This window comes from Tsuneonella sp. HG222, from assembly GCF_053819185.1.
Map to the genome: position 1 here is coordinate 324,422 of NZ_JBSOQZ010000001.1, position 25,229 is coordinate 349,650.

General features: G+C 66.4%; 23 protein-coding genes. 14 read left to right on the forward strand and 9 right to left on the reverse strand.

Translation table 11 applies throughout. From position 1 onward, the window contains the following. Positions 1–31: 31 nt before the first annotated feature. From ACWPMZ_RS01535 to ACWPMZ_RS01560, 6 genes are read right to left on the reverse strand one after another with little or no spacing between them, the layout of a single operon-like run. The gene (locus tag ACWPMZ_RS01535; protein WP_455702276.1) at positions 32–988 is read right to left on the reverse strand and encodes a Gfo/Idh/MocA family oxidoreductase; all 957 of its coding nucleotides are present in this window, start codon (positions 986–988) and stop codon (positions 32–34) included. A 16-nt stretch (positions 989–1,004) separates the two neighbouring features. Then, positions 1,005–1,919, reverse strand: coding sequence for a class III extradiol dioxygenase subunit beta (locus ACWPMZ_RS01540; RefSeq protein ID WP_455702277.1), 915 nt, complete (start codon positions 1,917–1,919; stop codon positions 1,005–1,007). Position 1,920: 1 nt separating this feature from the next. Beyond that, the gene (ligA, locus tag ACWPMZ_RS01545; RefSeq protein ID WP_455702278.1) at positions 1,921–2,343 is read right to left on the reverse strand and encodes a protocatechuate 4,5-dioxygenase subunit alpha; all 423 of its coding nucleotides are present in this window, start codon (positions 2,341–2,343) and stop codon (positions 1,921–1,923) included. After that, positions 2,340–2,639 carry a DUF2218 domain-containing protein gene (locus ACWPMZ_RS01550; protein WP_455702279.1) on the reverse strand — a complete coding sequence of 100 codons (300 nt, stop codon included), beginning with the start codon at positions 2,637–2,639 and terminating at the stop codon, positions 2,340–2,342. Before ACWPMZ_RS01550 ends, ligA begins: the two co-directional genes overlap by 4 nt. After that, entirely contained in the window at positions 2,636–3,661 is a 1,026-nt protein-coding gene (locus ACWPMZ_RS01555; RefSeq protein ID WP_455702280.1) for an amidohydrolase family protein, read from the reverse strand. Before ACWPMZ_RS01555 ends, ACWPMZ_RS01550 begins: the two co-directional genes overlap by 4 nt. Continuing rightward, positions 3,658–4,494, reverse strand: a complete 837-nt coding sequence (locus tag ACWPMZ_RS01560; protein ID WP_455702281.1) for a DUF1932 domain-containing protein — start codon at positions 4,492–4,494, stop codon at positions 3,658–3,660. The genes ACWPMZ_RS01555 and ACWPMZ_RS01560 overlap by 4 nt, the downstream gene beginning before the upstream one ends. Positions 4,495–4,622: 128 nt before the next feature. Here ACWPMZ_RS01560 and ligK point away from each other — a divergent pair, with 128 nt between their 5' ends. From ligK to ACWPMZ_RS01610, 10 genes are all read left to right on the forward strand, one after another. Further along, complete coding sequence (gene ligK, locus ACWPMZ_RS01565) at positions 4,623–5,297, forward strand: 4-carboxy-4-hydroxy-2-oxoadipate aldolase/oxaloacetate decarboxylase (protein ID WP_455702282.1); 675 nt, start codon at positions 4,623–4,625, stop codon at positions 5,295–5,297. A gap of 51 nt (positions 5,298–5,348) precedes the next feature. Continuing rightward, positions 5,349–6,407: a 4-oxalomesaconate tautomerase gene (locus tag ACWPMZ_RS01570; protein ID WP_455702283.1), complete on the forward strand. Its 1,059-nt coding sequence runs from the start codon at positions 5,349–5,351 to the stop codon at positions 6,405–6,407. Beyond that, the gene (locus ACWPMZ_RS01575; protein ID WP_455702284.1) at positions 6,404–7,288 is read left to right on the forward strand and encodes an amidohydrolase family protein; all 885 of its coding nucleotides are present in this window, start codon (positions 6,404–6,406) and stop codon (positions 7,286–7,288) included. Before ACWPMZ_RS01570 ends, ACWPMZ_RS01575 begins: the two co-directional genes overlap by 4 nt. 84 nt (positions 7,289–7,372) lie before the next feature. Then, positions 7,373–8,095, forward strand: coding sequence for a MipA/OmpV family protein (locus ACWPMZ_RS01580; RefSeq protein ID WP_455702285.1), 723 nt, complete (start codon positions 7,373–7,375; stop codon positions 8,093–8,095). Positions 8,096–8,289: 194 nt separating this feature from the next. After that, complete coding sequence (locus ACWPMZ_RS01585; protein WP_455702286.1) at positions 8,290–8,997, forward strand: GNAT family N-acetyltransferase; 708 nt, start codon at positions 8,290–8,292, stop codon at positions 8,995–8,997. A gap of 75 nt (positions 8,998–9,072) precedes the next feature. Then, positions 9,073–9,666: a hypothetical protein gene (locus tag ACWPMZ_RS01590; protein ID WP_455702287.1), complete on the forward strand. Its 594-nt coding sequence runs from the start codon at positions 9,073–9,075 to the stop codon at positions 9,664–9,666. Positions 9,667–9,849: 183 nt separating this feature from the next. After that, positions 9,850–10,887, forward strand: a complete 1,038-nt coding sequence (locus ACWPMZ_RS01595; protein ID WP_455702288.1) for a calcium-binding protein — start codon at positions 9,850–9,852, stop codon at positions 10,885–10,887. Between the two features lie 287 nt (positions 10,888–11,174). Beyond that, positions 11,175–12,611, forward strand: coding sequence for a DEAD/DEAH box helicase (locus tag ACWPMZ_RS01600; protein ID WP_455702289.1), 1,437 nt, complete (start codon positions 11,175–11,177; stop codon positions 12,609–12,611). Between the two features lie 56 nt (positions 12,612–12,667). Then, entirely contained in the window at positions 12,668–14,266 is a 1,599-nt protein-coding gene (locus ACWPMZ_RS01605) for an AMP-binding protein (RefSeq protein WP_455702290.1), read from the forward strand. Positions 14,267–14,470: 204 nt separating this feature from the next. Next, positions 14,471–15,310 carry a PfkB family carbohydrate kinase gene (locus ACWPMZ_RS01610; RefSeq protein ID WP_455702291.1) on the forward strand — a complete coding sequence of 280 codons (840 nt, stop codon included), beginning with the start codon at positions 14,471–14,473 and terminating at the stop codon, positions 15,308–15,310. Here ACWPMZ_RS01610 and ACWPMZ_RS01615 read toward each other — a convergent pair. Next, a complete protein-coding gene (locus ACWPMZ_RS01615) occupies positions 15,288–16,487 on the reverse strand; it encodes a transaldolase family protein (RefSeq protein ID WP_455702292.1) in 1,200 nt (399 codons plus the stop codon). The two genes, ACWPMZ_RS01610 and ACWPMZ_RS01615, sit on opposite strands and share 23 nt — an antisense overlap. Positions 16,488–16,629: 142 nt before the next feature. Here ACWPMZ_RS01615 and ACWPMZ_RS01620 point away from each other — a divergent pair, with 142 nt between their 5' ends. Together ACWPMZ_RS01620 and ACWPMZ_RS01625 are read left to right on the forward strand one after the other, a co-directional pair. Next, a complete protein-coding gene (locus ACWPMZ_RS01620) occupies positions 16,630–17,286 on the forward strand; it encodes a hypothetical protein (RefSeq protein WP_455702293.1) in 657 nt (218 codons plus the stop codon). Positions 17,287–17,292: 6 nt separating this feature from the next. Then, entirely contained in the window at positions 17,293–17,511 is a 219-nt protein-coding gene (locus tag ACWPMZ_RS01625; protein WP_455702294.1) for a hypothetical protein, read from the forward strand. Positions 17,512–17,567: 56 nt separating this feature from the next. Here ACWPMZ_RS01625 and ACWPMZ_RS01630 read toward each other — a convergent pair whose 3' ends face one another. Next, positions 17,568–18,566: a nuclear transport factor 2 family protein gene (locus tag ACWPMZ_RS01630; protein WP_455702295.1), complete on the reverse strand. Its 999-nt coding sequence runs from the start codon at positions 18,564–18,566 to the stop codon at positions 17,568–17,570. 139 nt (positions 18,567–18,705) lie between these two features. Here ACWPMZ_RS01630 and typA point away from each other — a divergent pair, with 139 nt between their 5' ends. Continuing rightward, positions 18,706–20,535, forward strand: coding sequence for a translational GTPase TypA (gene typA, locus ACWPMZ_RS01635; protein ID WP_455702296.1), 1,830 nt, complete (start codon positions 18,706–18,708; stop codon positions 20,533–20,535). Between the two features lie 51 nt (positions 20,536–20,586). On the opposite strand, the gene ACWPMZ_RS01640 is transcribed toward typA, so the two are convergent. Then, a complete protein-coding gene (locus ACWPMZ_RS01640; protein ID WP_455702297.1) occupies positions 20,587–24,012 on the reverse strand; it encodes a putative Ig domain-containing protein in 3,426 nt (1,141 codons plus the stop codon). Positions 24,013–24,300: 288 nt separating this feature from the next. Here ACWPMZ_RS01640 and ACWPMZ_RS01645 point away from each other — a divergent pair, with 288 nt between their 5' ends. Beyond that, the gene (locus tag ACWPMZ_RS01645; protein ID WP_455702298.1) at positions 24,301–25,203 is read left to right on the forward strand and encodes a helix-turn-helix domain-containing protein; all 903 of its coding nucleotides are present in this window, start codon (positions 24,301–24,303) and stop codon (positions 25,201–25,203) included. The last annotated feature ends 26 nt before the right edge of the window (positions 25,204–25,229 follow it).

Below are 25,229 nucleotides of genomic sequence, written 5' to 3' on the forward strand. Positions count from 1 at the left end.
TGACGGAATCAAGTGAGGGAAAGGTTTACGCTCAGCTCCAGCCGTCCTGCGCCTCGAGGCTCTCGGCCAGCTCGCCGATCACGCGGTAGCAATCGAGCACCTGCTGGACCGAACTGTTCGGCTCGCGCTCCTCGCGGATCGCGGCGATGAATTCGCGGTCCTGCAGTTCGATGCCGTTGTTGGACACAGCCACGCCGGCAAGGTCGACCGGCTCTTCCTTGCCCGTCACCAGGTCGTCGTAGCGCGCGATGTAGGTCGCGGTATCGCCGATGTAGCGGAAGAAGGTGCCGAGCGGCCCGTCGTTGTTGAACGAAAGGGAAAGCGTGCAGATCGCGCCGCTTTCGCTCTTGAGCTGGATCGACATGTCCATCGCGATGCCCAGATCCGGATGCCTGGGCCCCTGGACGGCGTTGGCGGTCACGATCCGGCCGGCCTGGTAGGCGAACAGGTCGATCGTGTGCGCGGCGTGATGCCACAGCAGATGGTCGGTCCAACTGCGCGCCTCGCCCTTGGCGTTCATGTTCTTGCGGCGGAAGAAGTACGTCTGCACGTCCATCTGCTGGACGGCGAACTCGCCCGCGACGATCCTGTTGTGGACGTACTGGTGGCTCGGATTGAACCGCCGGGTGTGGCCGACCATGCACACGAGCCCGGTCTCCCGGCTCTTGTCGAGCACGGCCTGGGCGTCGGCCCAGGTGTCGGACAGCGGGATCTCGACCTGGACGTGCTTGCCCGCCTCCATGCAGGCGATCGCCTGTTCGGCGTGCATCTGCGTGGGGGTGCACAGGATGACCGCGTCGACGTCGTCGCGTTCCAGCGCTTCGGAGAGCTCGGTGCCTGAATGCGGCGCGCCGTACTTGGCGGCGACTTCGGCCGCCTGTTCGGCCCGGCGCGAGATGACCGAGGTGATCGACACCCCGTCGATGTTCTTCAGGCCGTCGAGGTGCTTTTCACCAAAAGCGCCGGCGCCGGCGAGTGCGATACGCATGCAGTTCTCTCCTGATCTATTCGGCCGCTTCGGCCAGGCTGTGGCCCGAGTGGACCACGCGCGGATCGAGCGGTTCTCCCGCCGTCTCCTCGGGCTGCAGCAGCAGCGCGCCGAGCGCGGTGTTTGAGGCGGGGATGTGGTAGAAGGTGTACAGGTCGCGGACCTTGTCGCCCAGCGCGCCGCGCATGATCAGCCACATGACCAGCTCGATGCCTTCCGAGCCCGCTTCGCGCAGGTACTGGATGTGCGGCATCCGGCTGAGCACCTCCGGATCCTTGACGATCTTGTCGATGAATTCGAGGTCGAACTCCTTGTTGATCAGCCCGGCGCGCGGACCCTGCAACTGGTGGCTCATCCCGCCGGTGCCCCAGACGTGGACGTTGAGGTCTTCCGGGAAGCTCTCGACCGCGGCCTTGATGCTGTCGCCCAGGTTGAAGCAACGCCGGCCCGAGGGGGGCGGATAGGTCACGACGTTGACCGGGAAGGGGATGACCTTGCACGGCCATTCCGCGGGTTCGCCGAACATCATCGACAGCGGCACTGTGCAGCCGTGGTCGACGTCCATATTGTTCATGATGGTCATGTCGAAATCGTCGAGGATCAGGCTCTGCGCCATGTGCCAGGCGAGGTCGGGGTGGCCGATCACGTCGGGTACCGGGCGCGGGCCCCAGCCTTCGTCGGCCGGCTTGAACCGCTCGGCACAGCCGATCGCGAAGGTCGGGATGATGTTCATGTCGAACGCGCTGGCGTGGTCGTTGTAGACCAGCACGATCACGTCGGGCATGTTTTCGGGCTTGGCGATCCATTCCCGGATCGGCCTGTAGCCGTCGAACACCGGGCCCCAATAGTCGTTGCCAGCCGTGCCGGTCTGCATCGCGGCGCCGAGCGCGGGGATGTGGCTCGAGGTGATGCCTGTGGTTACGCGGGCCATGTCAGTTGCCTCCTCTGATCGAGCGCTGCCCGGCGGGCGAACGGCCCCCCTTGAGCATCATCTCGGCATATTCTTCCTGGGTCATTCCGGTCATCGACCCGGCGGCGAACTGGAAGCTCTTGCCGTCGGTCGAGAAAAGCTTCGACAGGAAGTAGACGTTCCCGCCCTCGTCGATCATCCCGTTGTAATCGCGGGCCAGCACCGCCTCCTTGGCGGCGGGGGTGATGTCCCACTCGTCGAGGTAGGCCTTCTCGTCGGCGAGGAACCGCTTGCGGTTCTCTTCCTTCATCAGGCTCATGGCGAACTGGTTCAGATGGTAGCCGCGCCGCGCCCGCGCCGCGGTGAACACCCGCGTCCCCGGGATGTCGTCGAACTCCGCCAGGTAATCGTGGATGTTGATCCGCTCTTTCTTCGGTTCCGTCATTGTTCCGTCCATTCGTAGGTCAGCGGGGCCTCGCGGAAGGCGAAGCGGTCGATATGCCGTTCGATCACGCCGCGCATCCGGACGTTCTCGTCCATGTCGGCGGCGGTCAGGGTGATGGCGATGCCTTCCGGCCGCGCGGTCATCACCACGTTGGTCTCTTCGGAGAAGGGGAACACGCCCATGCCGTCGCCTTCGTCGTAACTCGTGGCGAACTTGTGGCCCCAGTGGCTGACGAGCTGCTTGATATACCGTTCGGGCTTCTCGCAGTGGCCCATCCCGGTCGCCGTGGCGCTCACAGTCCGCGCTCCTTGAGGATGCGGTCGAGCCGGGGATAGACGATCCGGGCATTGCCCTCGAAGATCATGTGCCGCTCCTCGTCTGAGATATCGAGCGCATCGACGTAACGCTTGGTGTCGTCGAAATAGAAGCCCGTCTGCGGGTCGATGCCGCGCACCGCGCCGACCATCTCGCTGCCGAACAGGATGTTCTTGTTCTGGATGACGTCGGCCAGCAGGTCGATCCCCGGCTGGTGATAGACGCACGTGTCGAAGAACACGTTGTTCATCAGGTGCTGCTCGATGTCCGGCTGCTTGAGCATGTCGGCCAGCCCGCGGTAGCGGCCCCAGTGATAGGGAACCGCGCCGCCGCCGTGCGGAATGATCAGCTTCAATTTCGGGAAGCGGGTGAACAGATCGCCTTGCAGCAACTGCATGAAGGCCACCGTGTCGGCCGCAAGGTAATACCCGCCGGTCGCGTGCATCGCCGGGTTGCAGCTGCCCGAGACGTGGATCATCGCCGGGACTTCCAGCTCGCACATCGCCTCGTAGATCGGGTACCAGTACTCGTCGGTCAGCGGCGGATGGGTGAAGTGGCCGCCGCCGGGATCGGGGTTGAGGTTGCACACGACGAAGCCCAGCTCCTCGACGCAGCGGCGCAGCTCGCGCACGCTCTCGCTCAGGTCCGACTTGGGGCTCTGCGGCAACATGCAGCCGCCGATGAAGGTATCGGGGAACAGCTGCGTCACGCGGTAGATCAGGTCGTTGCATCGCTTCGCCCACTCGCTCGCCACCGCCTGGTCGCCGACATGCGGCGCCATCGCGCTGGCCCGGGGGCTGAAGATAGTGAAATCCGCGCCGCGTTCCTTGATCAAGCGCAATTGATTGGCCTCGATCGTCTCGCGGATCTCGTCGTCGGTGATCTCGGGATAGGGCGGGGCGGCCGCGCCGGCCTTGAAGGCGGCCTTCTGCTCCTCGCGCCATGCGTCGTGCCCCTTGGGGAGCACGGTGTAGTGGCCATGGCAATCGATGATCAGGCTCATGCGGCCTCGTTCCTCTTCCGGTTGTTCGTGCCCGCCGCGGCGCGCTGCAACTGAACGGTGCCGCGCGTCATGACCGGCTCCACGCCGAGACCTTGCAGGGTCTTGGCCGATTCTTCCATCTCCGCCGCACGGCGCAGGCCGTGGGTCGCCATCCGCTCACGGTTGTAGGCGACCCGTTCGGCCCAGCCGATGGCCTTCTCCGAGGCGTCGAGCGAGGCCATGACCTCGTCGAACACGCCGGCCGCCTCGGCCGCGGCGGCGCATTCGCTGCTCAGCGCCTCGAGGCCCTTGACGATCACCGAACGGATCATCTTGATCGCGCTCGCCCGGCCGACTTCGTCGCCGACGATGCGCACGTTGCCGAAGCCGAGTGCCTCGAGCAACGGCAGAGCGGCGATCGCATGCGGGCCCGAGACGAGCAGCGGAACGGCAAGCCCGGCAGGATCGACCGGCGCCATGACCGCGACGTCGACATACCGTCCACCGGCCGCCTCCACAGCCTCGGCCCCGGCGCGCTTGGTCTGCGGCGCGACCGAATTCATGTCGCACCACAGCGCCCCCTCGGCCAGCAGCGGGGCATAGTCGCGCGCCGCCGCAAGCGCGGCATCGGCGGTCACCAGCGACAGGGCGAAGGCGCGGTCGGCCAGCGCCGCGCCCGGCGTATCGGCCGTGGCGATTCCGCACGCGGCCATAGCCGCGCGGCGATCGGCCAGCACGTCCCACCCGCACGCAGTACCCCGCCAGCCGGGTGCGCCGGCAAAGGTCGATCCGGCCTCACCGAAGCCGATCAGCGCCACCCGCGGGGGCGAAAGGGGGGAATTCGACTCTGGCATCCTCTCGCTCGGATACGTACACTTTGTATGCATTGCTTACAAGTTTGCGGCGGCCCGCTGCATCCCCTTGACGGGGCGGGGGCGGGCGGTCCACCGCAGCAAAAATTTCATCCGGGAGAGTCGAGCTAATGGCAGGTGTCGTCGTCACGAAGATCGAGCGGGCGGACCCCGAGGTCGTCAAGGGCCTCGGCGAATGCGGGGTGGCCACCGTGCACGAGGCGCAGGGCCGCATCGGGCTGCTGGCAAGCTACATGCGCCCGATCTATCCCGGCGCGCGGATCGGCGCCTCTGCGGTCACGATCAGCGTCCCGCCGGGCGACAACTACATGGTCCATGCCGCGATCGAGCAGCTTGTGGAGGGTGACGTACTGGTCATCGCCCCGACGAGCCCGTGCGAAGACGGCTATTTCGGCGATCTCCTCGCCACCAGCGCGCAGGCGCGCGGCTGCAAGGGCCTGATCATCGATGCCGGTGTGCGCGACGTGCGCGACCTGAAGGAAATGGACTTCCCCGTCTGGTCGAAGCGCGTCTTTGCGCAGGGCACGATCAAGGCGAGCCTGGGCAGCGTGAACGTCGACGTGGTCTGTGCGGGGGCCTTCATCCGCCCGGGGGACGTGATTTTGGCCGACGACGACGGAGTCTGCGTGGTTCGCCGCGAGGATGCCGCCGCCGTGCTCGAAAAGGCCCGCGCCCGTGAGGCTAACGAGGGCAGCAAGCGCCAGCAACTGGCCGATGGCGTGCTCGGCCTCGACATGTACGGCTTCCGCCAGAAGCTGACCGACATGGGGCTGAAGTGGGTTTGAACCGCACCCCTCAGGAAAAGTGGGCACCGGTTTTCCGCCCGGAGGGATGCGATGAATAGCGCGCCGGTCATGTGGATGCGTGGGGGTACGTCGAAGGGCGGCTATTTCCTCGCGTCGGACCTGCCCGAGAGCACCGAGGAGCGCGACGCCTTCCTGCTGCGCGTGATGGGCAGCCCCGACCCGCGCCAGATCGACGGTATGGGCGGGGCCGATCCGCTGACCAGCAAGGTCGGCGTGGTGAAGAAGTCCGACCGCGAGGGGATCGACGTCGATTACCTGTTCCTGCAGGTCTTCGTCGACCAGGCGATCGTGACCGACCAGCAGAATTGCGGCAATATCCTTGCCGGCATCGGCCCGTTCGCGATCGAGCGCGGGCTGGTCTCCGCCACGGGCGACGAGACGCGGGTGGCAATCTTCATGGAGAATACCGGCCAGGTCGCCGTCGCCACCGTGCAGACGCCGGGCGGCGCGGTGACCTACGCCGGAGACGCGCGGATCGACGGGGTGCCGGGCCACCATGCGCCGATCCCGCTCGAGTTCCGCGACACCGCCGGGTCCTCCTGCGGCGCCCTCCTGCCGACCGGCAACGCGGTCGACGAGATCGAGGGCGTAGCCTGTACGCTGATCGACAACGGGATGCCCTGCATCGTGTTCAAGGCCGCAGATGTCGGCGCAACCGGATATGAAACCCGCGAGGAAATGGAGGGCGATGCCTTCGCCCTTATCCGCGCGAAGATCGAGGCGATCCGCCTGGCGGCCGGGCCGCTGATGAACCTCGGCGATGTCGCGGCCAAGTCGGTCCCCAAGATGACGCTGGTAGCCCCGCCCCGGAACGGCGGCGCGGTGACGACGCGGGTGTTCATCCCGCACCGCGCCCATGCCTCGATCGGGGTGCTCGGCGCGGTCACCGCGGCGACGGCCTGCCTCGTCCCGGGCTCTCCCGCCGCCGAGGTCGCTTCGATCCCCGAGGGCCGCCGCAAGACGCTGAGCATCGAGCACCCGTCGGGCGAAATGAGCTGCGTCCTCGAGGTGAACGAGACCGGCGAAGTCGAGACCGCGGCGCTCCTGCGCACCGCCCGAAAGCTGATGGATGGAACCGTTTTCGCATGACCGACCGCATCGTTTCCTGGCACCCGAACCCCAGCAAGCCGCGCTTCGTGCCGCCCCCGGGCGCGGTCGACGCACACTGCCACGTGTTCGGTCCGATGGCGCAGTTCCCGTTCAGCGCGAAGGCCAAGTACTTGCCCGGGGATGCCGGGCCGGACATGCTGTTCGCGCTGCGCGACCACCTGGGCTTTTCGAAGAACGTGATCGTCCAGGCGAGCTGCCACGGGACCGACAACTCCGCCACGCTGGACGCCATTGCCAAATCGAACGGCAAGGCGCGGGGCGTCGCGGTGGTCGATCCGGACATCTCGTCCGACGAGCTCCAGCGCCTGCACGAAGGCGGCATCCGCGGCATCCGGTTCAACTTCCTCAAGCGGCTGGTCGACAACGCGCCCAAGGACAAGTTCCTCGAAGTCGCCGGGCGCCTGCCCGCCGGATGGCACGTGGTGATCTATTTCGAGGCCGACATCCTCGAGGAACTGCGCCCGTTCATCGATGCGATCCCCGTGCCAGTGGTGGTCGACCACATGGGCCGCCCCGATGTGAGCCAGGGACCCGACGGGCCCGACATGCGCGCCTTCCGTGCCCTGCTCGACAGCCGGCCCGACATCCACTTCAAGCCGACCTGCCCCGACCGGCTCGACGCGCTCAAGGAAGGCGGCGGGGGCGACCCGTGGGATGCCTTTGCCGCCGCCGTCGCGCCGCTGGTCGTCGATTATCCCGACCGCTGCATCTGGGGCACCGACTGGCCGCATCCCAACATGCAGGACGAAGTCCCCGACGACGGGCACGTGGTCGACATGATCCCGCGCATCGCGCCCGGCGAGGAACTGCAACGCAAGCTGCTGGTTCTCAACCCCGAGCGGCTCTACTGGTCCGACTGAGACCGCTCCCAAATCAGGGAGTACAGGGTTCTGTCACATCGCATTGCCATCGGCGCGCTCGCAGCGCTTGCCACGCTTCATTCCATGCCTGCCTTCGCGCAGGACGGTGCTTCGACGCGCTACCGCGTGACGGCGGGGGCGCAGGTCAAGCCGCAGCACCCGGGCGCCGACAGCGTCGACGTGCTGCCCTACTTCGACCTCGACCGCGAAAAGGGCAGCACCCAGTTCCGCTTCGAAGCGCCGGACGACAGCTTCGGCTTCAACCTGGTCTCGGGCACGTTCGAGTTCGGCCCGGCGGTCTCGATGGTCTCGCCGCGCAAGGCCAGCAACGTCGGCGTGCCGGTGCCCAAGGTGAAGCGCACCTTCGAGGTGGGCGCCTATGCCAACGCCTGGGTGGGCGACGGCTTCCGCCTGCACAGCGAGGTGCGCAAGGCGGTCAACGGGCATGACGGCTGGGTGGCCGACGGCGGTGCCGACCTGATCCTGCGCGATGGGGACAAGTGGCTGTTCTCGTTCGGCCCGCGGGTCACCTGGGCCGACGGCAAGTACCACGACGCCTATTACGGCGTGACCCCCGCGACCGCGCTCGCCACGGCCCTGCCGGTCTACGATCCGGGAAGCGGAATCGAATCCTACGGCGCGGCCGCCAGCGCCGAGTTCGCCCTGTCGCCGCGCTGGGGCGTTGCGCTCTACGGCAAGTACGACCGGTTGACCGGCGATGCCGCCCGCTCGCCCATCGTGCAGGCTTACGGTTCGCGCGATCAGTTCTCGGCTGGCGTGGGGCTCAGCTACACTTTCGGAGGCTGACCGGCCGCGAAAGGTGACACCGAGTATACACTCAACTCAAACCTTGCCGACGGCCGCGGGGTGGCAACCCCCTCCCACTGCCATCGGCATAAATTGCAGCTCAAACTACCACGATCCGAATCCCCGGCCCTATCGGGCGAAATCCAAGTAGGAAAACGGTTTCTAGCGCCGCGCGCATCGCGCAAGGTGGGTTCATGCCGCACGCGCAAGCCGAACCGCTCCTCCGCCCGCTCTGGGCCGCGCTGAACGGGGCGCAGGCGCATCTTGCCGAAAGCAACGGCCGCGCCCGCCGCTTCCGACCCAGCGTCAACGCCTTCGTCGCGGCCGAGGACGATTGCCCAGGGGCGCTGGCCGACGTGGCCGCGCTCGTTCCGCCGGGCGAGAAGGTCTATACCGTGCAGGCCGATCCCGTGCCCGACATCCCGGGCCTTACCACCCTGCTGCGCCGCCCCGGCGTGCAGATGGTCTTCGCCGGCGGTCTTCCCGCCTACGAACTGGACGGCATCGTCCCGCTGGGCGAGCCGGACGCAGAGGACATGCTGGCCCTTGCCACGCTGACCGAGCCCGGCCCGTTCCGCCCTGAGACGTGGCTGATGGGGCAGTTCTACGGGGTCCGGCGCGGCGGCCGGCTGCTGGCCATGGCGGGCGAGCGGATGCGCCTGCCGGGCCATAGCGAGGTCAGCGGCGTATGCACCCATCCCGATGGGCGCGGCCTTGGCCTGGCGACCCGCCTCTCGGCCCACGTCACGCAGGCCATTCTCGATCGCGGCGAGACGCCCATGCTCCACGTCTGGAAGGACAACCGCCCGGCGATCGGCGTCTACGAGCGGCTCGGCTTTCGCATCCTGCGCGACATGGCGGTGGCCATGTTCGAGCGGGCGGAGGAATCGCAGGCCCGTTAACCACCTGCCTTAACGCGAAATCAACCGGACAGGGTTGGAATATCCTAAGCACGACATCCGCGGGACCAGACGCACATGGCCGAACCCGGCGTACGAACCCAGACCGAAGCGGCACAGGCCGTGCCCGCGTGCCGCATCTGCCGGTACTGGGCGCCCGCCATGCGCGGCGAGACAGCGCGCGAGGGCATCTGCCGCAAGCTGCTGGAGAACCCGGGCTACTACGGTTCTCTCGTCACCGAGCCGCAGGACAAATGCGACCAATGGGCGCGGCCCGGCGTCTACACGGATGCCGAGGGCGCCACGGCCGACGAGCGCCGGCACGCCCTGCGCAGCCGCATCAACCTGGCCGCGCGGTTGCGCACGGCGCGCGGCGTCCAGTCGGTCTGGCTGGCCGACCTGTCCACCACCGGGGCGGGTATCAGCATGCACAATCCGCCGGGCGAGGGCATGCCGGGCGTGCTCGAATGGGGCCCCTACCAGGTCTTCTTCACGGTCGCCTGGGCGACAGAGGACGCCTGCGGGGTGACCTTCGACACGCCGATTTCGGGCGAGGTCGTCTACGAGGCGATCCGCGACGGCGCGCTCAAGAACGACCGCTCGGCCGAACCCACGCGCATCGCCAAGGGCGTCAAGCGCAGCAGCCTGTTCCACCGCGAGGCGGGGAGCTAGAGGCGGCTACAGCTCCGAATCCATTCGGTCCAGTGGCAGGGGCTCGGCACCTGCCGTACGCGTAAGCCCCGCGAGGCGCACGCCGCCTCCTCAAGATGGACTATTTCCCATTCGCCAATTGTGGTAGTGTTCCTTGTCGCGGCGTTTCCGTCGTTACCCGGCGGAACAGGCAGGGGAATGAGGATGGCAAAGGGAGGGGCTCCCGGAGGCGGCGTTTCAATCAAGGGAACCCGCGGGAACGACACGTTCACCGTTGCGATCGACAGTCTGGCGCGAACCACCATCGACGGTTCGGACGGGACCGATACGCTCGTGCTCACCGGGTCGACGGCGGTGCGCATCATGCTGTCGGATTCGCGCAACGCCAGTCTGCTGTGGGTGAATCCCCAAGCGATCGAGTATCATCCTTACTACATGAGGTTTATCGGCGCGGGCGGCACCGAGGTGCGCGGTTCGTTGAATGGCATCGAAAACCTGGTCGGCGGCTCGGGGGGCGACTGGCTGCAAGGGTCGGTCGCAACGAAGAACACCATCGATGGCGGGGCGGGGAACGACCATCTCTACGGTTCAGGGCTGGGCGACGTCCTGTTCGGCGGCCTCGGTGACGATTATCTCGAATCGACTGACGACACCGTGATGACCGGCGGCGCGGGAGCCGACACCTTCCTGATCACCTGGAGCGACCGGGCGACGATTACCGATTTCGATCCCGGCGTCGACCAACTCGGCTTCGCCTGGACGAACGGCACCGTCAACGCGATGACCGCGCCGCGTTCCGTCGAAAGCGCCGGTGGTACCACCGTCTATTTCGACGGCCAGGATTCTTCGGTCTTCCTGCAAGGCGTGAGCAAAGCCGATTTCGACGCCAACACGATTGTGACGTTCTCCATCGGCACCATCCAGTCGACCGCCCCGGAAGTATTCCGCGGCGGGGCGGGGAACGATTTCTTCCTCGCAGGTTCGGGCGGACCCGCGGATTATTTCGTAATCGCGGGTCACGACACGATCGAACTGTTCGATGTGGCCAGCGACCGGCTGGTGCTGACGGAAGGAACCACCATCGACTGGCAGGCGAAGGACTTTGGCGATCGCATCGGCCTCGTCGGGTATCTCGATACCGATGGCGACCAGATCTTCGACGACGGCTCGGTGTCCTTCATCCTCAACACCTTGTCTCAGGCCGGCCAGATCCAGATCGTCTACGACGCGCCAATAGTCTAACCGCTCGATAGCATTGCGGTGCGGGACGCGCCCGACCGTGCCATGGGCGGCTACGTGCTTGCATCCTCGCTTTAGGGCGGGTTTGCCGGAAATCCGTTGACTTTTCGCACCGCAGCGACCATCTGCCCGCCATCGGGATGCCTTTGGCAGCGTGAACAGGCGAATCTTCGCCCCGGCCGCATCCCGGTTCCAGCTGTAAGCTTCCCACTTCACGCGGGCGGTTTTTAAACCCCGCGAAGCGCGCCTTCACCGGCGCGCCATCGCCACATGTGCGAGTATCATTCGTAATGACATTTACCGAACTCGGGCTTTCGCAGCCCGTTCTCCAGGCGCTCGAGCTCAAGGGCTACGACACGCCGACCCCGATCCAGTCGCAGGCCATTCCCACGGTTCTGACCGGGCGCGACCTGCTGGGCATTGCCCAGACCGGCACCGGCAAGACGGCGGCCTTCATGCTGCCCTCGATCGACCGCCTGATCGAAGCGGACAAGCGCCCCGGGCCGCGGCAGTGCCGCATGCTGGTGCTTGCCCCGACGCGCGAACTCGCCGGCCAGATCGCCGAGAGCGCCAGGGAATACGCCCGCTTCGCCCATCTCAAGGTCGTCACCGTGTTCGGTGGCACCTCGGTGCACAAGAACAAGCAGGACGTGGCGCGCGGCGTCGACATCCTGATCGCCACGCCGGGCCGTCTGGTGGACCTGGCCGACCAGCGGGCGCTCGACCTTTCGCGGGTCGAGATCCTGGTGCTCGACGAGGCCGACCAGATGCTCGACCTCGGCTTCATCCATGCCCTGCGCGCCATCGTGCGGTTGCTGCCCAAGCAGCGCCAGACGCTGTTCTTCAGCGCCACGATGCCCAAGGCGATCCGCGAACTGGCGAGCCAGTACCTGACCGATCCGGCGCAGGTCTCGGTCACCCCGCAGGCGACCACGGCCGAGAAGGTCGAACAGCAGGTCATGTTCTGCAACGCCGCCGAAAAGCAGGCGCTGCTGACGATCCTGCTGCGCGAAGGCTTGCACTCCAAGGCGATGGACCGGGTCCTGGTGTTCACGCGCACCAAGCACGGTGCGGACCGGGTGGTGAAGAAGCTTGCCCAGGCCGGTCTCAAGTCCAACGCGATCCACGGCAACAAGAGCCAGCCGCAGCGCGAACGCGCGCTGGGCGAGTTCAAGGACGGCAGCGTCCGCGTGCTGGTGGCGACCGACATCGCGGCGCGCGGTATCGACGTCTCGGGCGTTAGCCACGTGATCAACTTCGAGTTGCCCAACGTGGCCGAGCAGTACGTTCACCGCATCGGCCGCACCGCGCGCGCCGGGGCGACGGGGATCGCGCTGTCGATCTGTGCGCCGGACGAGAAAGCCTATCTGCGCGACATCTGGAAGCTGACCAAGGCGGACATGGAAAACCTCGACCTCCCCGAAGGCCTCGCGGCCGAGGCGAGCAAGGTCAACGCGATGGCGCGCCAGCTGCCATCGCGCGATCAGGGCGTCGAGCGTCCGCGCGAGCAGCAGCGTCCGCATCGTCCCAAGGCGGTGGTCAAGGCCAAGCCCCGGGGTGCTCCCGGCGGTCAGGGTGGCGAGCGTGCTCGACCGCAAGGCCAGGGCCAGCAACAGGCCCGCGCACAGGGCGGCAGCGGTCCGCAGGGCGGCCAGGGCCAGGCCGGCGGGCAGGGCAGGCCCAATCCCAACCGCAACCGTCGCCGCAACCGCCGCACCAACGGCTAGAACGCCGCTGGCGCGCGGCGCCGTTCGGCCCTATCCTCCCCGGTGAGGAGAGAGGCATGGCTGAGCGGTTGACCCGCGCGTTGGCGAATTCGTTCGAGGGCCACGAGGTCCGGGACGTCACGATCGGCGACCTCCTGCGCGAGGCCGCCGTGAAGTGGCCCGCCAATGAGGCGCTGATCGAAGGCAGGCCCGACGGCACCGCCGGGCGGCGCTGGACCTATCCGGAGCTGCTGGCCGACGCCGAGACCATCGCGCGCGGCCTGGCGGCACGCTTCCAGCCCGGCGAACGGGTCGCCATCTGGGCGCCCAACGCGCCCGAATGGGTGCTGGTGGAATACGCCGCCGCGCTCGCCGGGCTGACCCTCGTCACCGTCAATCCCGCTTACCAGGCGCGCGAGTTGGAATACGTGCTGCGGCAATCGCGCTCGGTCGCGCTGTTCCTGGTGCAGGAACACCGTGGCAACCCGATGGGGCAGATCGCCGCGCGGGTGGTAAGCGAAATCCCTGCGATCCGCGAAGTGATCGACATTGAGGACCGGGCAGCGCTGTTCGGCGCCGAACCGAGCGCTTCACTGCCACCTGTCGATTGCAACGACCCGGTGCAGATCCAGTACACCAGCGGCACCACGGGCTTTCCCAAGGGCGTGGTCCTGTCGCACCGCAACCTGACCAACAACGCGAAATTGTTCACTATCTGTGGCAAGCTGCAGGAAGGCAGCCGCATGATCGGGCTGACCCCGCTGTTCCACACGATGGGTTGTTCGATGGGTGTCCTGGGCACCGTTCAGCTCGGCGCCGCCTTCGTCCCGTTGCGCTTCTTCGACCCCGAAGCCGCGCTCGACCTGATCGCCGCGGAGCGCATCGACTGGACGCTCTGCGTGCCCACCATGGCCCAGGCGATGGTCGAAGTGCAGCGCCGCCGGCCGCGCGATCTCAGCAATTTCAATTACATGGGCGCGGGCGGAGCGATGGTGCCGCCCGAACTGGTCCGCGCGATCAAGCAGGTGCTCGGCTCCGACATCCGCGTCGCCTACGGCCAGACCGAATCCAGCCCTCTCATCACCGCCTGCCGCCGGGAAGACGCGTTCGACGACGTATGCTCCACCATCGGCCGCCCCGCGCTCGAATGCGAAGTCGGCATCTTCGACCCGGCGACCGGCGATGTGCTGCCGTGCGACACCGTGGGCGAGATCCGCAGCCGTTCCTACGCCACCATGCTGGGCTACAACGACGATCCGGAGGCGACGGAGAAGACCATCGATGCCCAGGGCTGGCTGCTGACCGGCGACCTCGGCACGATGGACGACCGCGGCTTTGTGAAGATCACCGGCCGGGTGAAGGAGATGATCATCCGGGGCGGAGAGAACCTCTTCCCCGCGGAGATCGAGAACGTCCTGCTCGAACACCCCGACGTGGCCGAATGCGCGGTGGTCGGCGTTCCCGACGAGCGGCTGGGCGAGGCGGTGGCCGCCTTCGTGCGGCTGGAGGCCGGGGCGAGCCTCGACGTGGCGGCGCTGCGCACCCATTGCCGTTCGCTGATCAGCCCGCAAAAGTGCCCGGCGCACTGGGAGACGGTCGAAGCCTGGCCGCTCACCGGAAGCGGCAAGATCCGCAAGTTCGAATTGCGCGACCGCTGGATCGCGCAGAACGGCTGATCAGCGCCGGCCGCGCCAGCGCTTCCACCAGCACCCGCATCCATACGCCGCGCAGCCGAACGCCAGCGCGATCCCGCCCACGGTGAGGGTCCCGATCGCGAGCGCGCCAGTGAGGCCGACGACTAGCTCCGAAAAAAACTGGATGAAACCGCGCACCGTGCCGCGAGCCTAGCCGAAGCGGAGAGGCAAGGCTACGCCGGGGGCATGACCATCCTCTTCGTCGGCCGCAGCACCTTCGACCTGGGCTACGTCTGCCCGCAGTACCCGGCGGAAGACGGCAAGCTGTCGGCCACGCATTTCTGGGCGGGCGCAGGGGGCTGCGCGCTCAACGCCGCAGTGACGGCGCGCGCGCTGGGCAGCGAGGTGCGATTGCTGACCTTGCTGGGGACCGGGCCGTTCGCCGACGCGGTGCGGGCCGAACTGGCGCGCTACGGCGTGCCGGTGGAGGATTTTGCGCCCGATGCCGAGGTGCTGCCGGTGTCCAGTATCGTCGTGGTGCCGGACAACTCCAGCCGCACAATCATCGACCAGCAACCGCCGCAAACGCCCTCTCGCGAAGTAGACGTGGATGCCTTGTTGGCCGATGCGACGATGGTCCTGATCGACGGATGGCTGCCCGATCTGGCCCTGCCGCTGTGCCGGACTGCAAGGGACGAGGGTATCCCGGTGGTGCTCGACGGGGGTTCGTGGAAGCCGTGGTCGGATCGCATCCTGCCGTACGTTGATCATGCCGTGGTCTCGGCGCGCTTCCAGCCGGCCACCCTAACGGAAATTCATGCGTTGGGCCCCACCTGCGCGGCGATTACCCGCGGAGAGCAGGCAATCGAGTGGAGCACCGGCGAGCGCACCGGGGCCGTGGTGCCACCGCAAGTTGCTACAGTCGATACTCTGGGCGCAGGCGACGTGTTCCACGGCGCCTTCTGCCATTACCTGGCAGGCGGTTCGGCGTTCGAGCAGGCGCTCGAGCAGGCGGCGGCGATCGCCGCCGAAAGCTGCCGCTACTACGGCCCGCGCGGCTGGATCAGCCCTCCAGCGTCATCCTGACGAAATCGACCGTCTGCCGCGTAGCCTTGGCGAACTCGTTGGCGGTCGCCTGGAAGCTGCCGTAGTGGCTGAACTCCTCCGGCTTCATGCCGTCGTATTCGTAGGCCTGGCGGAAGCTGGGCAGGCGCATCAGCTTCTCGAGGCTCCGCGGGTTGGGCTCACGCTCGATCGCCTTGGGGTCGAACGGCGCCAGTTCCGCCTCGACTTCCATCAGCTGGGCAATGTACCCGGGCGGGCAGGTGTAGACCATGTCGCTGCCGGCGAAGTCCTCGATATGGCGGCTGACGGTGTTGCCGGCATCGTCCTTTTCCACCCGCATCGAGCATTGCAGCATCTTCGAGGGATGGTTGTGTTCCTTGCCCCACCAATACGCGCGCTTGAGCACCGCTTCCTCGCCGTCGCGGATTTCCATCAGCGAAAGGTCGATGCCGCGCGCCTTGGCCTCGGTCTGCCAGTCGCTCAGCTGGCCCAGGCGGCTCGACATGTGGGTAACGACGCTGCGCCACTTCGACAGGTCGACCCCGTTCGCCTTCGCCCGCTCCAGCCCGCGGCTGACCGCGTTCATGCAGGCAAGGTACTGCGGCACGGTGAAGCTGGTCGTGTTGTTGGTGGAAATGCCGCGCGCGGTCAGTTCCTCGATGATCTCGTAGCCTTCCTTCGAGCCGGGGATCTTGACCATCACGTTGGGGCCCTGCTCGTAGATCGACAGGCCCTGCTTGAGCATGGCTTCCCCGTCGGTCACGAAGCGCGGGTCCACCTGGCCCGAGAGATAGCCGTACCGGCCGCCCGACTTGTCGTACACCGGGCGGATCGCCTCGGCCCCGCGCCGCACTAGGTCGAGATACATCGCCCAGTACACACCCTCGACGTCGAGCGAGGGGTCGTTCCTGGCGACATCCTTGATCAGCTCCGTCCAGCCGGCCGGATCCACCTGGATCGCCTGGAGGCTCAGCGGCGGATTGGTCGTCACCCCGCGAAAGCCCATCGTCCCATCGCGGGCGACGGTCTCGGGGTCGTAGAAGCGGTCGAGCTGGCCTTCCCAGTCGGCGCGCTTGCCTTCCGGCGCCTTGGCCAGCGTCTGCTCTTCCCAGCTGGGATAGATCAGCGGCGAGCTGTCCCACCAGATTTCGGCGTCGGGATTGGTCTGGGCGAGCTTTTCGAGAGGGTGCTGGGTCATGGCGACCCCATGCCCGCCAAGGGCGCGGCAGGTCCAGCCTTTTCCGGCTTGCCGCGCGGCAAGATTGGCTTGGCTCTCGGCCCCGGCAGCACGTGGCCCCCGCGTGCTTGCCAGCCCCTCGCCAAGGGGTAAGAACCCGAACATGGTCGTGCGCCCCTTGATCCTGCTGTCGCTTCTTCCGTGGGTGCTTTGTGTGCCCGCAACGGCCCAGGATCGCGCCGAAGACGAGATCGTCGTCACCTCGTCGCGAAACGCGGCGGTGGATGACGCGGTCGTGGCGCGTCAGGCGCGGCAGGTCAGCAGCGAGGATTCGCTGTCGGATACGCCGCTCGCGACCTTCGCCGACCCACTGTGCCCGGGCGTCATCGGGCTGCGGCAGGACGCGGCGGAGACGGTGGTCGGGCGCATCCGGCAGATCGCCGCCGAACTGGGAATTCCCCAGCGCGCGGCCGGAAGCTGCGCCGCCAACGTGATCGTGGCGTTCACCGCCGACGGGCGCGCGGACATCGCCAGGGCCGACGGCAAGGGCGGCCTGCTCGGCCAGGTGATGGACCGCAAGGAGCGCGCGCGCCTGCTGGCGGAAACGGGCCCGGCCTATGTCGTCTCGCTGGTCGAAACCCGGATGCAGAACGGCACGCCGATCCCGCGCAAGCAGGAGCTGTCCGATCCGCCCGTCGGCCGCATGAACGGCGGCCATTCGCGCATCTACAAGGACATCCGGCGCGATATCGTCAACGTCACCGTCCTGTTCGACGCCCCGCGCGTGCGCGGACTGACGCCCATCCAACTGGCGGACTAAGCTGCGATGCGCGTGCTTGCCCGCACGCGAGAGGTGAAGGATGTGCAGGGGCCGGATTCGATCCTGAGCCTGTTCGACCCCGCCAATGCGTCGCCGCCCCAGGGTCTCACGGCGTTCGACCGGGCCTATCTCGCCACGCTCTACGCCAGTTCGCCGTACACCAGCGGCCGGGGCAACCTGCAGAAAGTGGGTGCGACGTTGAGGAAGCAGGCCGCGGGGCAGTAGCGTGCCGCCCGGTCGCTCGCCGTGCGTGCGACCGGGGGCTTGTCAGGCGCGGGGACTCAGATGTCCGTCGCCGCGGCCACGTTCCTCATCTTGATCAGCCACTTGCCGTCGACCTTGACCAGGTCGTCCACCCCGTTTCCGGACGCGATCACCTTGGGGGCATCCTTCTCCCCCGGACGGCCGAAATTGCCGAAAACGGTCTGGTGGTAGTAATGATACTTGGCGCTGGTGGGGCCGGTGAACTCGATGAACTGGTTCATCGTGAAGTGGCGCATCGTCCCCATGCCGGTGCCATCGGCCTTCTGCTTCTTGTGGCTGGCATCGAGGTCCGTGATCATCTTCTTCAGCGCGACCTGCCCCTTGGTCTGACCGAAGGCGCCGTCATCGGTGAAGTGCGCGGCGTATCTGTCGGCATCGTACATGTCGAGGCTGCGGTCGTAGGTCCACATCAGCTTTTCGATCGCCTCACGGTCGGCCAGCCGGGCGGCGGCCTCCGGGGGCGTCATGGCCGGGTTCGCCATGGCCTGCGGCGGTGCCGGGGGCAGGGTGGCCGGGTCCCAGTGCTCGTCGGCCTTGCCGTCGACGAAGCGCCAGGTGTCGAACCACGTGGTGGTATAGGTGTCCTTCGGATCGGACCCGTAAGGAACGATCCGGCGGGTCAGGATCGTGACGTAGTCGCCTTCCGCGCTGACCATCACCACGCCGTTCGGGTCGTTAGCCGAGAGCGCCGGGCACGGATCGAGCGGCTTGCGCTTGGCGACTTCGACGAAATAGCGAATCACGCCCGGCAGCCCGCTCGCGGCCAGCGGATTGTGCTGGATGTAGGCGTCGGTCAGCCACTTGCCGGCTTCGGACCACTTGTTGCACTTGAGCAGGTCGCGCTGGATGTGCAGGGCCGCCTGCTTGTTGCGATGCAGTTTTGCATCGGGGCTGGTGAACAGGCTTTCCGGATTGGGATGCGGCACCACCGGATCGCTCAGTGCGCGCATCTGGGCGGCGGCCGGCGCCCCCATGAACGCGGCGGCAATCACGGCGGCGGCAAGCAACTTCTTCATCGGAACAATCTCCCCTCTCGAATCCTTTGACCGTCATGATGCGCACCCCGGCCGACTTTGTCCATCGCCTCCCCTTGTTGCAGCGCAACAATGCGGCTATGGGCGCGGCCGCAATCCCTGATCCCGAAAGCTTCCGTAAATGACCTCGCTCCGCAACGTGGCGATCATCGCCCACGTCGACCATGGCAAGACCACTCTGGTCGACCAGCTGTTCCGCCAATCCGGCACCTTCCGCGACAACCAGCGCGTGGAGGAGCGGGCGATGGATTCGAACGATCTCGAAAAGGAACGCGGGATCACCATTCTCGCCAAGCCGACGAGCGTGGAATGGACCGCGCCCGGCGGGCACGAGACCTATCACATCAACATCGTCGACACCCCCGGCCACGCCGACTTCGGCGCCGAGGTGGAGCGCATTCTGTCGATGGTCGACGGAGTGATCCTGCTGGTCGACGCGGCCGAAGGCCCGATGCCGCAGACCAAGTTCGTTACCGGCAAGGCGCTCGGCCTCGGGCTCAAGCCGATCGTCGTGGTCAACAAGATCGACCGCCACGATGCCCGCGCCAGCGAAGTGCTCGACGAGGTGTTCGACCTGTTCGTCACGCTCGAAGCCAACGACGAACAGCTCGATTTCCCCGTGCTCTACGCCTCGGGCCGCGCCGGGTTCGCGAGCGACGACATCGACGCGCGCGAGGGCGACTTGACCCCGCTGTTCAAGCTCATCGTCAGCCACGTTCCCGCCCCCGACCTCGACGAGGACGGTTCCTTCGCCATGCTCGCTACGCTGCTCGACCGCGACGCCTTCCTGGGCCGCATCCTGACCGGCCGGATCGAAAGCGGCCGGCTCGAAGTCGGCATGCCGATCAAGGCGCTCGACGTGAACGGCAACCTGGTCGAGGCCGGTCGCGCGACCAAGGTCTTCGCCTACAACGGGCTCGATCGCGAGCCGGTGCTCCATGCCAAGGCGGGTGACATCGTCGCCATCGCCGGGCTGACCCACGCCACGGTCTCGAACACCTTGTGCGACCCCACCGTCAGCGTGCCGATCCACGCGCAGGAAATCGACCCGCCGACGCTGGCCATGAGCTTCGCCGTCAACGACAGCCCCTATGCCGGGCGCGAGGGTGACAAGGTGCAGAGCCGCGTGATCCGCGAACGGCTCGAGCGCGAGGCCGAAGGCAACGTGGCCATCCGCCTGACCGAAAGCGCCGAAAAGGATGCCTTCGAGGTTGCCGGCCGCGGCGAGCTTCAGCTCGGCGTGCTGATCGAAACCATGCGCCGTGAAGGCTTCGAGCTGTCGATCAGCCGCCCGCGCGTGCTGTTCCGCGACGGACCGAACGGGCGCGAGGAGCCTTACGAGACGGTCGTCATCGACGTCGACGACGAGCATTCGGGCACGGTCGTGGAGAAGATGGCGCAGCGCAAGGGCGAGATGACCGACATGCGCCCGAGCGGCGGCGGCAAGACCCGCCTGACGTTCAGCGCCCCGAGCCGCGGCCTGATCGGCTATCACGGCGAATTCCTGTCCGACACCCGCGGCACCGGCGTGATGAACCGCCTGTTCGACCGCTATGGGCCCTACAAGGGCAAGATCGAGGGGCGCCAGAACGGCGTGCTGATCTCGATGGAGCAGGGCGACGCCGTGCCCTACGCACTCAACGCGCTGGAAGAGCGCGGCATCCTGTTCATCTCGCCCGGCGAGAAGCTCTACCAGGGCATGGTCATCGGCGAGAATGCCAAGCCGCAGGATCTCGAGGTCAACCCCTTGAAATCCAAGCAGCTGACCAACTTCCGCAGCACCGGCAAGGACGACGCCGTCCGGCTAACCCCGCCGCGCCGAATGACCCTGGAGCAGGCGATCGCCTACATCCAGGACGACGAGCTGGTCGAAGTGACCCCGCAGACAATCCGCCTGCGCAAGCGCTACCTCGACCCGCACGAGCGCAAGCGGCAAAGCCGCGCGGCCTAGGACTGTCCACCCGGCTCCGACACTGTTCGGGGCCGGGCGACAGGCAGCCGGCTAGACGACGAAGATATCGGTCGGCTGGATCGTGAAGTCGACGTTGCCGTATTCGAGACCTACTTCGAACAAGGCGACCAGGACCGATAGGCCCGGCCCGCTCCCGTCCGCGTCGTAGAACAATCCCGCAGGATCGAGCGCGAAGACGGGCGGCGTGAAGATGAACCGCGTCTCCGGGGTCTTCGACCCGTGCTCGCCATCGTTGAGCAGGAAGGCCGCGGGGTTGAGTTGCCCCAATGCCAAGCTCGGGAAGGCGAGCTGGGAAAACTCCAGCCGATCGACCCCCGACTCGAAGTCCCCCACGATGTCGCCGGCGAAGATCGTCTCGGCCGGCCATGAGAATACGAACGTGTCCGCGCCGCCGTACCCGTACATCTCGTCGAAGCCCGGTCCGCCGTCGATGCGGTTGTTGCCCGAATTGCCGATGATCACGTCGCTGAACGACGATCCCTCCACGTTCTCGATCTCTTCGTAGGTATCGCCCTCGGCTGCGTTGCCGTTGCCCTTGCCGGTATCGAGGTTCACGAAGACGGCGCCGTAGTTGTCGGCATAGGACACGGTGTCGTTGTCGAACCCGCCGACCAGCCTGTCGGGCCCGAGCCCGCCCATCAGATAATCGTTCCCGGGCCCGCCATCGAGCACGTTGATGCCGTCGGAGCCGATCAGGTAATCCCCGAACGAACTGCCGTATACGTTCTCGATGCTTTCGAACGTGTCGCCTTCCGCGGCATTGCCGTAGCCTCGGCCAGTGGCGAGGCTGATGAAGACCGCACCGTAATTGTCGGCATAGGACGCGCTGTCGTTCCCGGCTCCGCCGATCAGTTCGTCCGGGCCTAGACCACCGATCATCAGGTCGTCGCCGCCCGCGCCGTCGAGGCGGTTGGGGCCGTCGTTGCCGATGATCCAGTCGTCGTACCCGGTCCCGATCACGTTCTCGATCGAATCGTAGGTATCGCCCTGCGCGGCGTTCCCGTAGCCTTTGCCGTCGCGCAGGTTGACGAAGATCGCGCCTTCGTCGCCGGCATAGCTGGCAGTGTCCTTGCCGTTGCCGCCGATGAGCTGATCGGGCCCCTTGCCGCCGCGCAACGTATCGTCGCCGGTGCCTCCCACCAGCCGGTCTGCACCGTCGGTCGCGCGCGGAGGAGGCGTGCCGTCGGCACCCAGGAAAAGGACCTGGACCATCGCCGTGCTGCCGCCGGTGATGGTGTAGGTGAACTGGTCGGTAAAATACTCGCTGTTGTTGAGCGAAACCTGCGAGCTGCCGGCCTGGTAGTTGATCGTCCCGCTGGCGGTTATCTGCACATAAGCGCCGGACGGCAGGAGGATGTCCTTCCCGACGAAGTCGCTTCGCCCGTTAACGCCGGTGACGACGAAGGCGCTGCCGTTCGCCGCATCGTTCTCGAACAGCGAAACGCCTCGGAAAGACGTGCCGAGGGCTTCGTAAAGCGTGTAAAAGTCGTTGTTCGCGACGGGCGTGGTCGGAGTGGGCGTCGGCGTCGGCGTCGGCGTCGGCGTCGGTGTTGGGGTCGGTGTCGGTGTCGGCGTGGGAGTTGGCGTTGGTGTCGGTGTCGGCGTGGGAGATCCGGTATCGCTGACGGTCAGCACGAACGCGTCGCTCGCGGTCGTGTTGAAGGTATCGCGGGCGGTGACCTCGATCAGATAGTTCCCCTCGGCATCGCTCGGCGGGGTGCCGCTGAAGGTGCGTGTCGACGCGTTAAAAGTGAGCCAGGCCGGCAGGGAGCCGCCGCCCTGAAGCGAGGCGGCGAAATCGGTGAGCGGGCCTTCCTGATCGACGTCCCTGAAGGCCGTTTGCGAAAAGGTGTAGGAAAAGGCCGTTCCCTCGGTCGCGCTCTGGTCGGGGATCGGATTGGCCACATAAGGCGGATCGTTGACGGGCGCGAAGTTGACGCGAAAGTCGTCGGTGGCGCTTGCGTTTCCGTCGCTTGCGGTCACGCGCAGGTTGAGCGATCCGGCGTAATTGGCCGGCGGCTGACCGCTCAACTGGCGGGTCGAGGCGTCGAAGGTCAGCCAGCTTGGCAGCGGATTGCCGTTCTGCAGGGACACCGAATAGGTCAGCGTATCGCCATCGTCGTCGAGAAAGGTGTCGCCGGGTATCGTGTAGCTGAAGAACTGGTCTTCCTGGCGCGACTGGTCGGGGACCGCGTTGTTCAGGAACGGCGCACTGTTGGCTGCGGGAGGGTTCCCGAACGTCAGGCGCATCGACAGGTCAAGATCGGTGCGGGTCAGGTACTGGATCTGGTCGGTCGGCGCGTCCGGGCGGTTGTACATCAGAAACCCGCCATCGTAGGGATTGCCGGTTTCGACGGCGAGGCTGCCGCTGCCAGTGGAGCGCAGTCCGTCGAAGAACTCCACGTAAAGGGCGTAAGTCTGTCCCGGGGTGAAGACCTGCCCGGTGACGAAATTGGCTGTGAAGACGCCGTCGTAATGGATGTCCAGATCGCTGCTGTTGATCTCGAACAGTTGCGAGGTGGCGACTTCCTGGATCGGCTTGGCACCGTCCCAGGTGAACACGGTGATGCGGAAGTCGCTCGTCTCGGTGGCCGACGACCAGCCAAGGAACTGGATGCGCGCCTGTTCCAGCGTAGTGCCCTGGGCCACGAAGGTTTGGCCCACGAAGCCCGAAACGTCGTCACCCACGCCCCCGCCGGCCTCGAACTGGGCAGGACTGCCGCTGAAGGTATCGATGTAGACCTGATCGAAGGTGGGGACCTCCCAGTTGACTATGCTGGCGAGTTGCGCGCCGGTAAGGCCGTGACGCGACATCGTGTCGAGCGCGGCGAGACCTTGAAGCTGCTCCAACGCATGATCGTAATCAGGCTGTTGCGACACGAAGTGCAGCAGCGAAACGGTCTCGCCAGGCGCGATGCTCAGATCGTAATGATAGCCGATGCCGCCGTTGCCGTTCGCGCTGTATACGGTCGTCGTCGTTTCGGCGCGGGCCAGCCCGGACCCGAAGCCCTGGAAAGCAAACGTCAGATGCGGCGTATTGGCATCGTCGAAGATCGCCCAGTTGTCGTCGTTTCCGAGCAGCGCATTGCCCGACGACGATTGGACGACCATCGGGGAGAAGGCGAAGTTGGTGTCGAGCGCGACACGGACGGTGATCGTTCCTGACGTGTTGTTCGTGAAGCTTTCCAGAAAGCGCGCCCAGCCTTCACCTGGATTCGTGTAATCGGGCACGTACATCCGGCGGGTCACGTCCAACCCGGCCAGAGTTCCCGTAAGGACCACTTGCCGGCCCCCCAATTCGTCGGCCTGGAAGGTGCCGTTGAAGTAGGCGCCGCCAATCGACAGGGTCATGCCGGAATCGAAGGCCAGCCCTTCGACCACCGCCGTGCCCCACGCAGTATCGCTGACCTCGCGCCAGCTATATTGATTGCCGTCGTAAAGTCGCCGTTCGGGCATGATCTTCCACCTCGTCTAGAGCGCCCTCGAACAGGCGCGCGTTTGCTCGCTCCGCGAAGCGACCCCCGCCGCGCGAATGTCGTGACATGAATGGCAGAGTTGCTGACCCTCGATCCCGTCGCGTGTGCGCCGGCCGAAGCTTTCCCCTGTCGAGTTGCCAAGCTAACCGGCAGGCTTGAGAGGCAATTGTAAAAACCCGTCAAAATATATGCGGGGGGATGAAATTGTCTGTTAGCAATGCCTTGCGGGGCGAAACCTGTTTCGATTCGTCTCGGTTAGCGGGGTCGCATGGTGCAGCAGTCGAACGAGCGAATGGCGCGCATGCGCTTCTTCGCGGTCGCGCCGGAACTTAAGCCCTACCTCACCGCGATCTACCTTAACGATGTGGTCGTGCCGGCGGGCGAGAGCATGGAGGACATGCTTCATCCCGAATGGGCGAACCTGCGTTTCATGGAAGGTCATCCGGGCAGCGGCGCCATCGGCGAAGGCCCGCGCCAGCCGACGCCGCATGTCGTCCTGGTCGGCCCGACAAGTCGCGCCACCGCCTTCGAGACCGGATCGATCCGCAGTTGGGGAATCGGCTTTCAGCCGCTTGGATGGGCGAGGTTCATCGCCCGCCGCGCCGCCGACTTCGCCGATCAGAGGATCGACGCGGAAAGCGACCCGGACCTGGAGCACCTTACCGCGTTACGTCCTTTCCTGGCCGATCCGCAGGCCGCGCCGGAAGGGCAGGCCGAAACGATCAATCGCCACCTGACAGCACTGCTGGCGACGACCGATGACGACGATCCCGCCATTGCGCGCGTTCACGCGGCGCTGGCGGATCCCGATATCGGCACAGTGACCGAGCTTGCAGAGCGGGTGGGAATGTCGGGCCGCACGCTCGAGCGGCTAAGCCTGCGCGCCTTCGGCTTTTCGCCCAAATTGCTCCTGCGACGCCAGCGGTTCCTGCGCACGCTCGGGCAGGTGATGCTCAATCCGCAGATGCGCTGGTCGGATTCCCTCGATTCCCACTACCACGACCAGGCTCACTTCAACCGCGACTTCAAGTACTTCATGGGCCTCAGCCCCAATGCCTACATGGCGCGGCCGCACCCGATCGTCGACGCCGCGGTGCGGGGGCGGATGGCGGCCGAAGGCGCGCCGATGCAGGTCCTGCATCGCCCCCCGGCAGCGCTGCGGAGAGGCTGACCGAGAGCGTAGGGCGATCCCGGAGG

Excerpts from the sequence above, each read along its gene's own strand:
- ACWPMZ_RS01575 (WP_455702284.1), top strand. The coding sequence starts at position 6,404 with ATGACCGACCGCATCGTTTCCTGGCACCCGAACCCCAGCAAGCCGCGC.
- ACWPMZ_RS01580 (WP_455702285.1), top strand. The coding sequence starts at position 7,373 with ATGCCTGCCTTCGCGCAGGACGGTGCTTCGACGCGCTACCGCGTGACG.
- ACWPMZ_RS01595 (WP_455702288.1), top strand. The coding sequence starts at position 9,850 with ATGGCAAAGGGAGGGGCTCCCGGAGGCGGCGTTTCAATCAAGGGAACC.
- ACWPMZ_RS01600 (WP_455702289.1), top strand. The coding sequence starts at position 11,175 with ATGACATTTACCGAACTCGGGCTTTCGCAGCCCGTTCTCCAGGCGCTC.
- ACWPMZ_RS01540 (WP_455702277.1), bottom strand. The coding sequence starts at position 1,919 with ATGGCCCGCGTAACCACAGGCATCACCTCGAGCCACATCCCCGCGCTC.
- ACWPMZ_RS01605 (WP_455702290.1), top strand. The coding sequence starts at position 12,668 with ATGGCTGAGCGGTTGACCCGCGCGTTGGCGAATTCGTTCGAGGGCCAC.
- ligK (WP_455702282.1), top strand. The coding sequence starts at position 4,623 with ATGGCAGGTGTCGTCGTCACGAAGATCGAGCGGGCGGACCCCGAGGTC.
- typA (WP_455702296.1), top strand. The coding sequence starts at position 18,706 with ATGACCTCGCTCCGCAACGTGGCGATCATCGCCCACGTCGACCATGGC.
- ACWPMZ_RS01620 (WP_455702293.1), top strand. The coding sequence starts at position 16,630 with ATGGTCGTGCGCCCCTTGATCCTGCTGTCGCTTCTTCCGTGGGTGCTT.
- ACWPMZ_RS01640 (WP_455702297.1), bottom strand. The coding sequence starts at position 24,012 with ATGCCCGAACGGCGACTTTACGACGGCAATCAATATAGCTGGCGCGAG.
- ACWPMZ_RS01610 (WP_455702291.1), top strand. The coding sequence starts at position 14,471 with ATGACCATCCTCTTCGTCGGCCGCAGCACCTTCGACCTGGGCTACGTC.
- ACWPMZ_RS01555 (WP_455702280.1), bottom strand. The coding sequence starts at position 3,661 with ATGAGCCTGATCATCGATTGCCATGGCCACTACACCGTGCTCCCCAAG.
- ACWPMZ_RS01570 (WP_455702283.1), top strand. The coding sequence starts at position 5,349 with ATGAATAGCGCGCCGGTCATGTGGATGCGTGGGGGTACGTCGAAGGGC.
- ACWPMZ_RS01615 (WP_455702292.1), bottom strand. The coding sequence starts at position 16,487 with ATGACCCAGCACCCTCTCGAAAAGCTCGCCCAGACCAATCCCGACGCC.
- ACWPMZ_RS01645 (WP_455702298.1), top strand. The coding sequence starts at position 24,301 with ATGGTGCAGCAGTCGAACGAGCGAATGGCGCGCATGCGCTTCTTCGCG.
- ACWPMZ_RS01535 (WP_455702276.1), bottom strand. The coding sequence starts at position 988 with ATGCGTATCGCACTCGCCGGCGCCGGCGCTTTTGGTGAAAAGCACCTC.
- ACWPMZ_RS01630 (WP_455702295.1), bottom strand. The coding sequence starts at position 18,566 with ATGAAGAAGTTGCTTGCCGCCGCCGTGATTGCCGCCGCGTTCATGGGG.
- ACWPMZ_RS01585 (WP_455702286.1), top strand. The coding sequence starts at position 8,290 with ATGCCGCACGCGCAAGCCGAACCGCTCCTCCGCCCGCTCTGGGCCGCG.
- ACWPMZ_RS01590 (WP_455702287.1), top strand. The coding sequence starts at position 9,073 with ATGGCCGAACCCGGCGTACGAACCCAGACCGAAGCGGCACAGGCCGTG.
- ACWPMZ_RS01625 (WP_455702294.1), top strand. The coding sequence starts at position 17,293 with ATGCGCGTGCTTGCCCGCACGCGAGAGGTGAAGGATGTGCAGGGGCCG.
- ACWPMZ_RS01560 (WP_455702281.1), bottom strand. The coding sequence starts at position 4,494 with ATGCCAGAGTCGAATTCCCCCCTTTCGCCCCCGCGGGTGGCGCTGATC.
- ligA (WP_455702278.1), bottom strand. The coding sequence starts at position 2,343 with ATGACGGAACCGAAGAAAGAGCGGATCAACATCCACGATTACCTGGCG.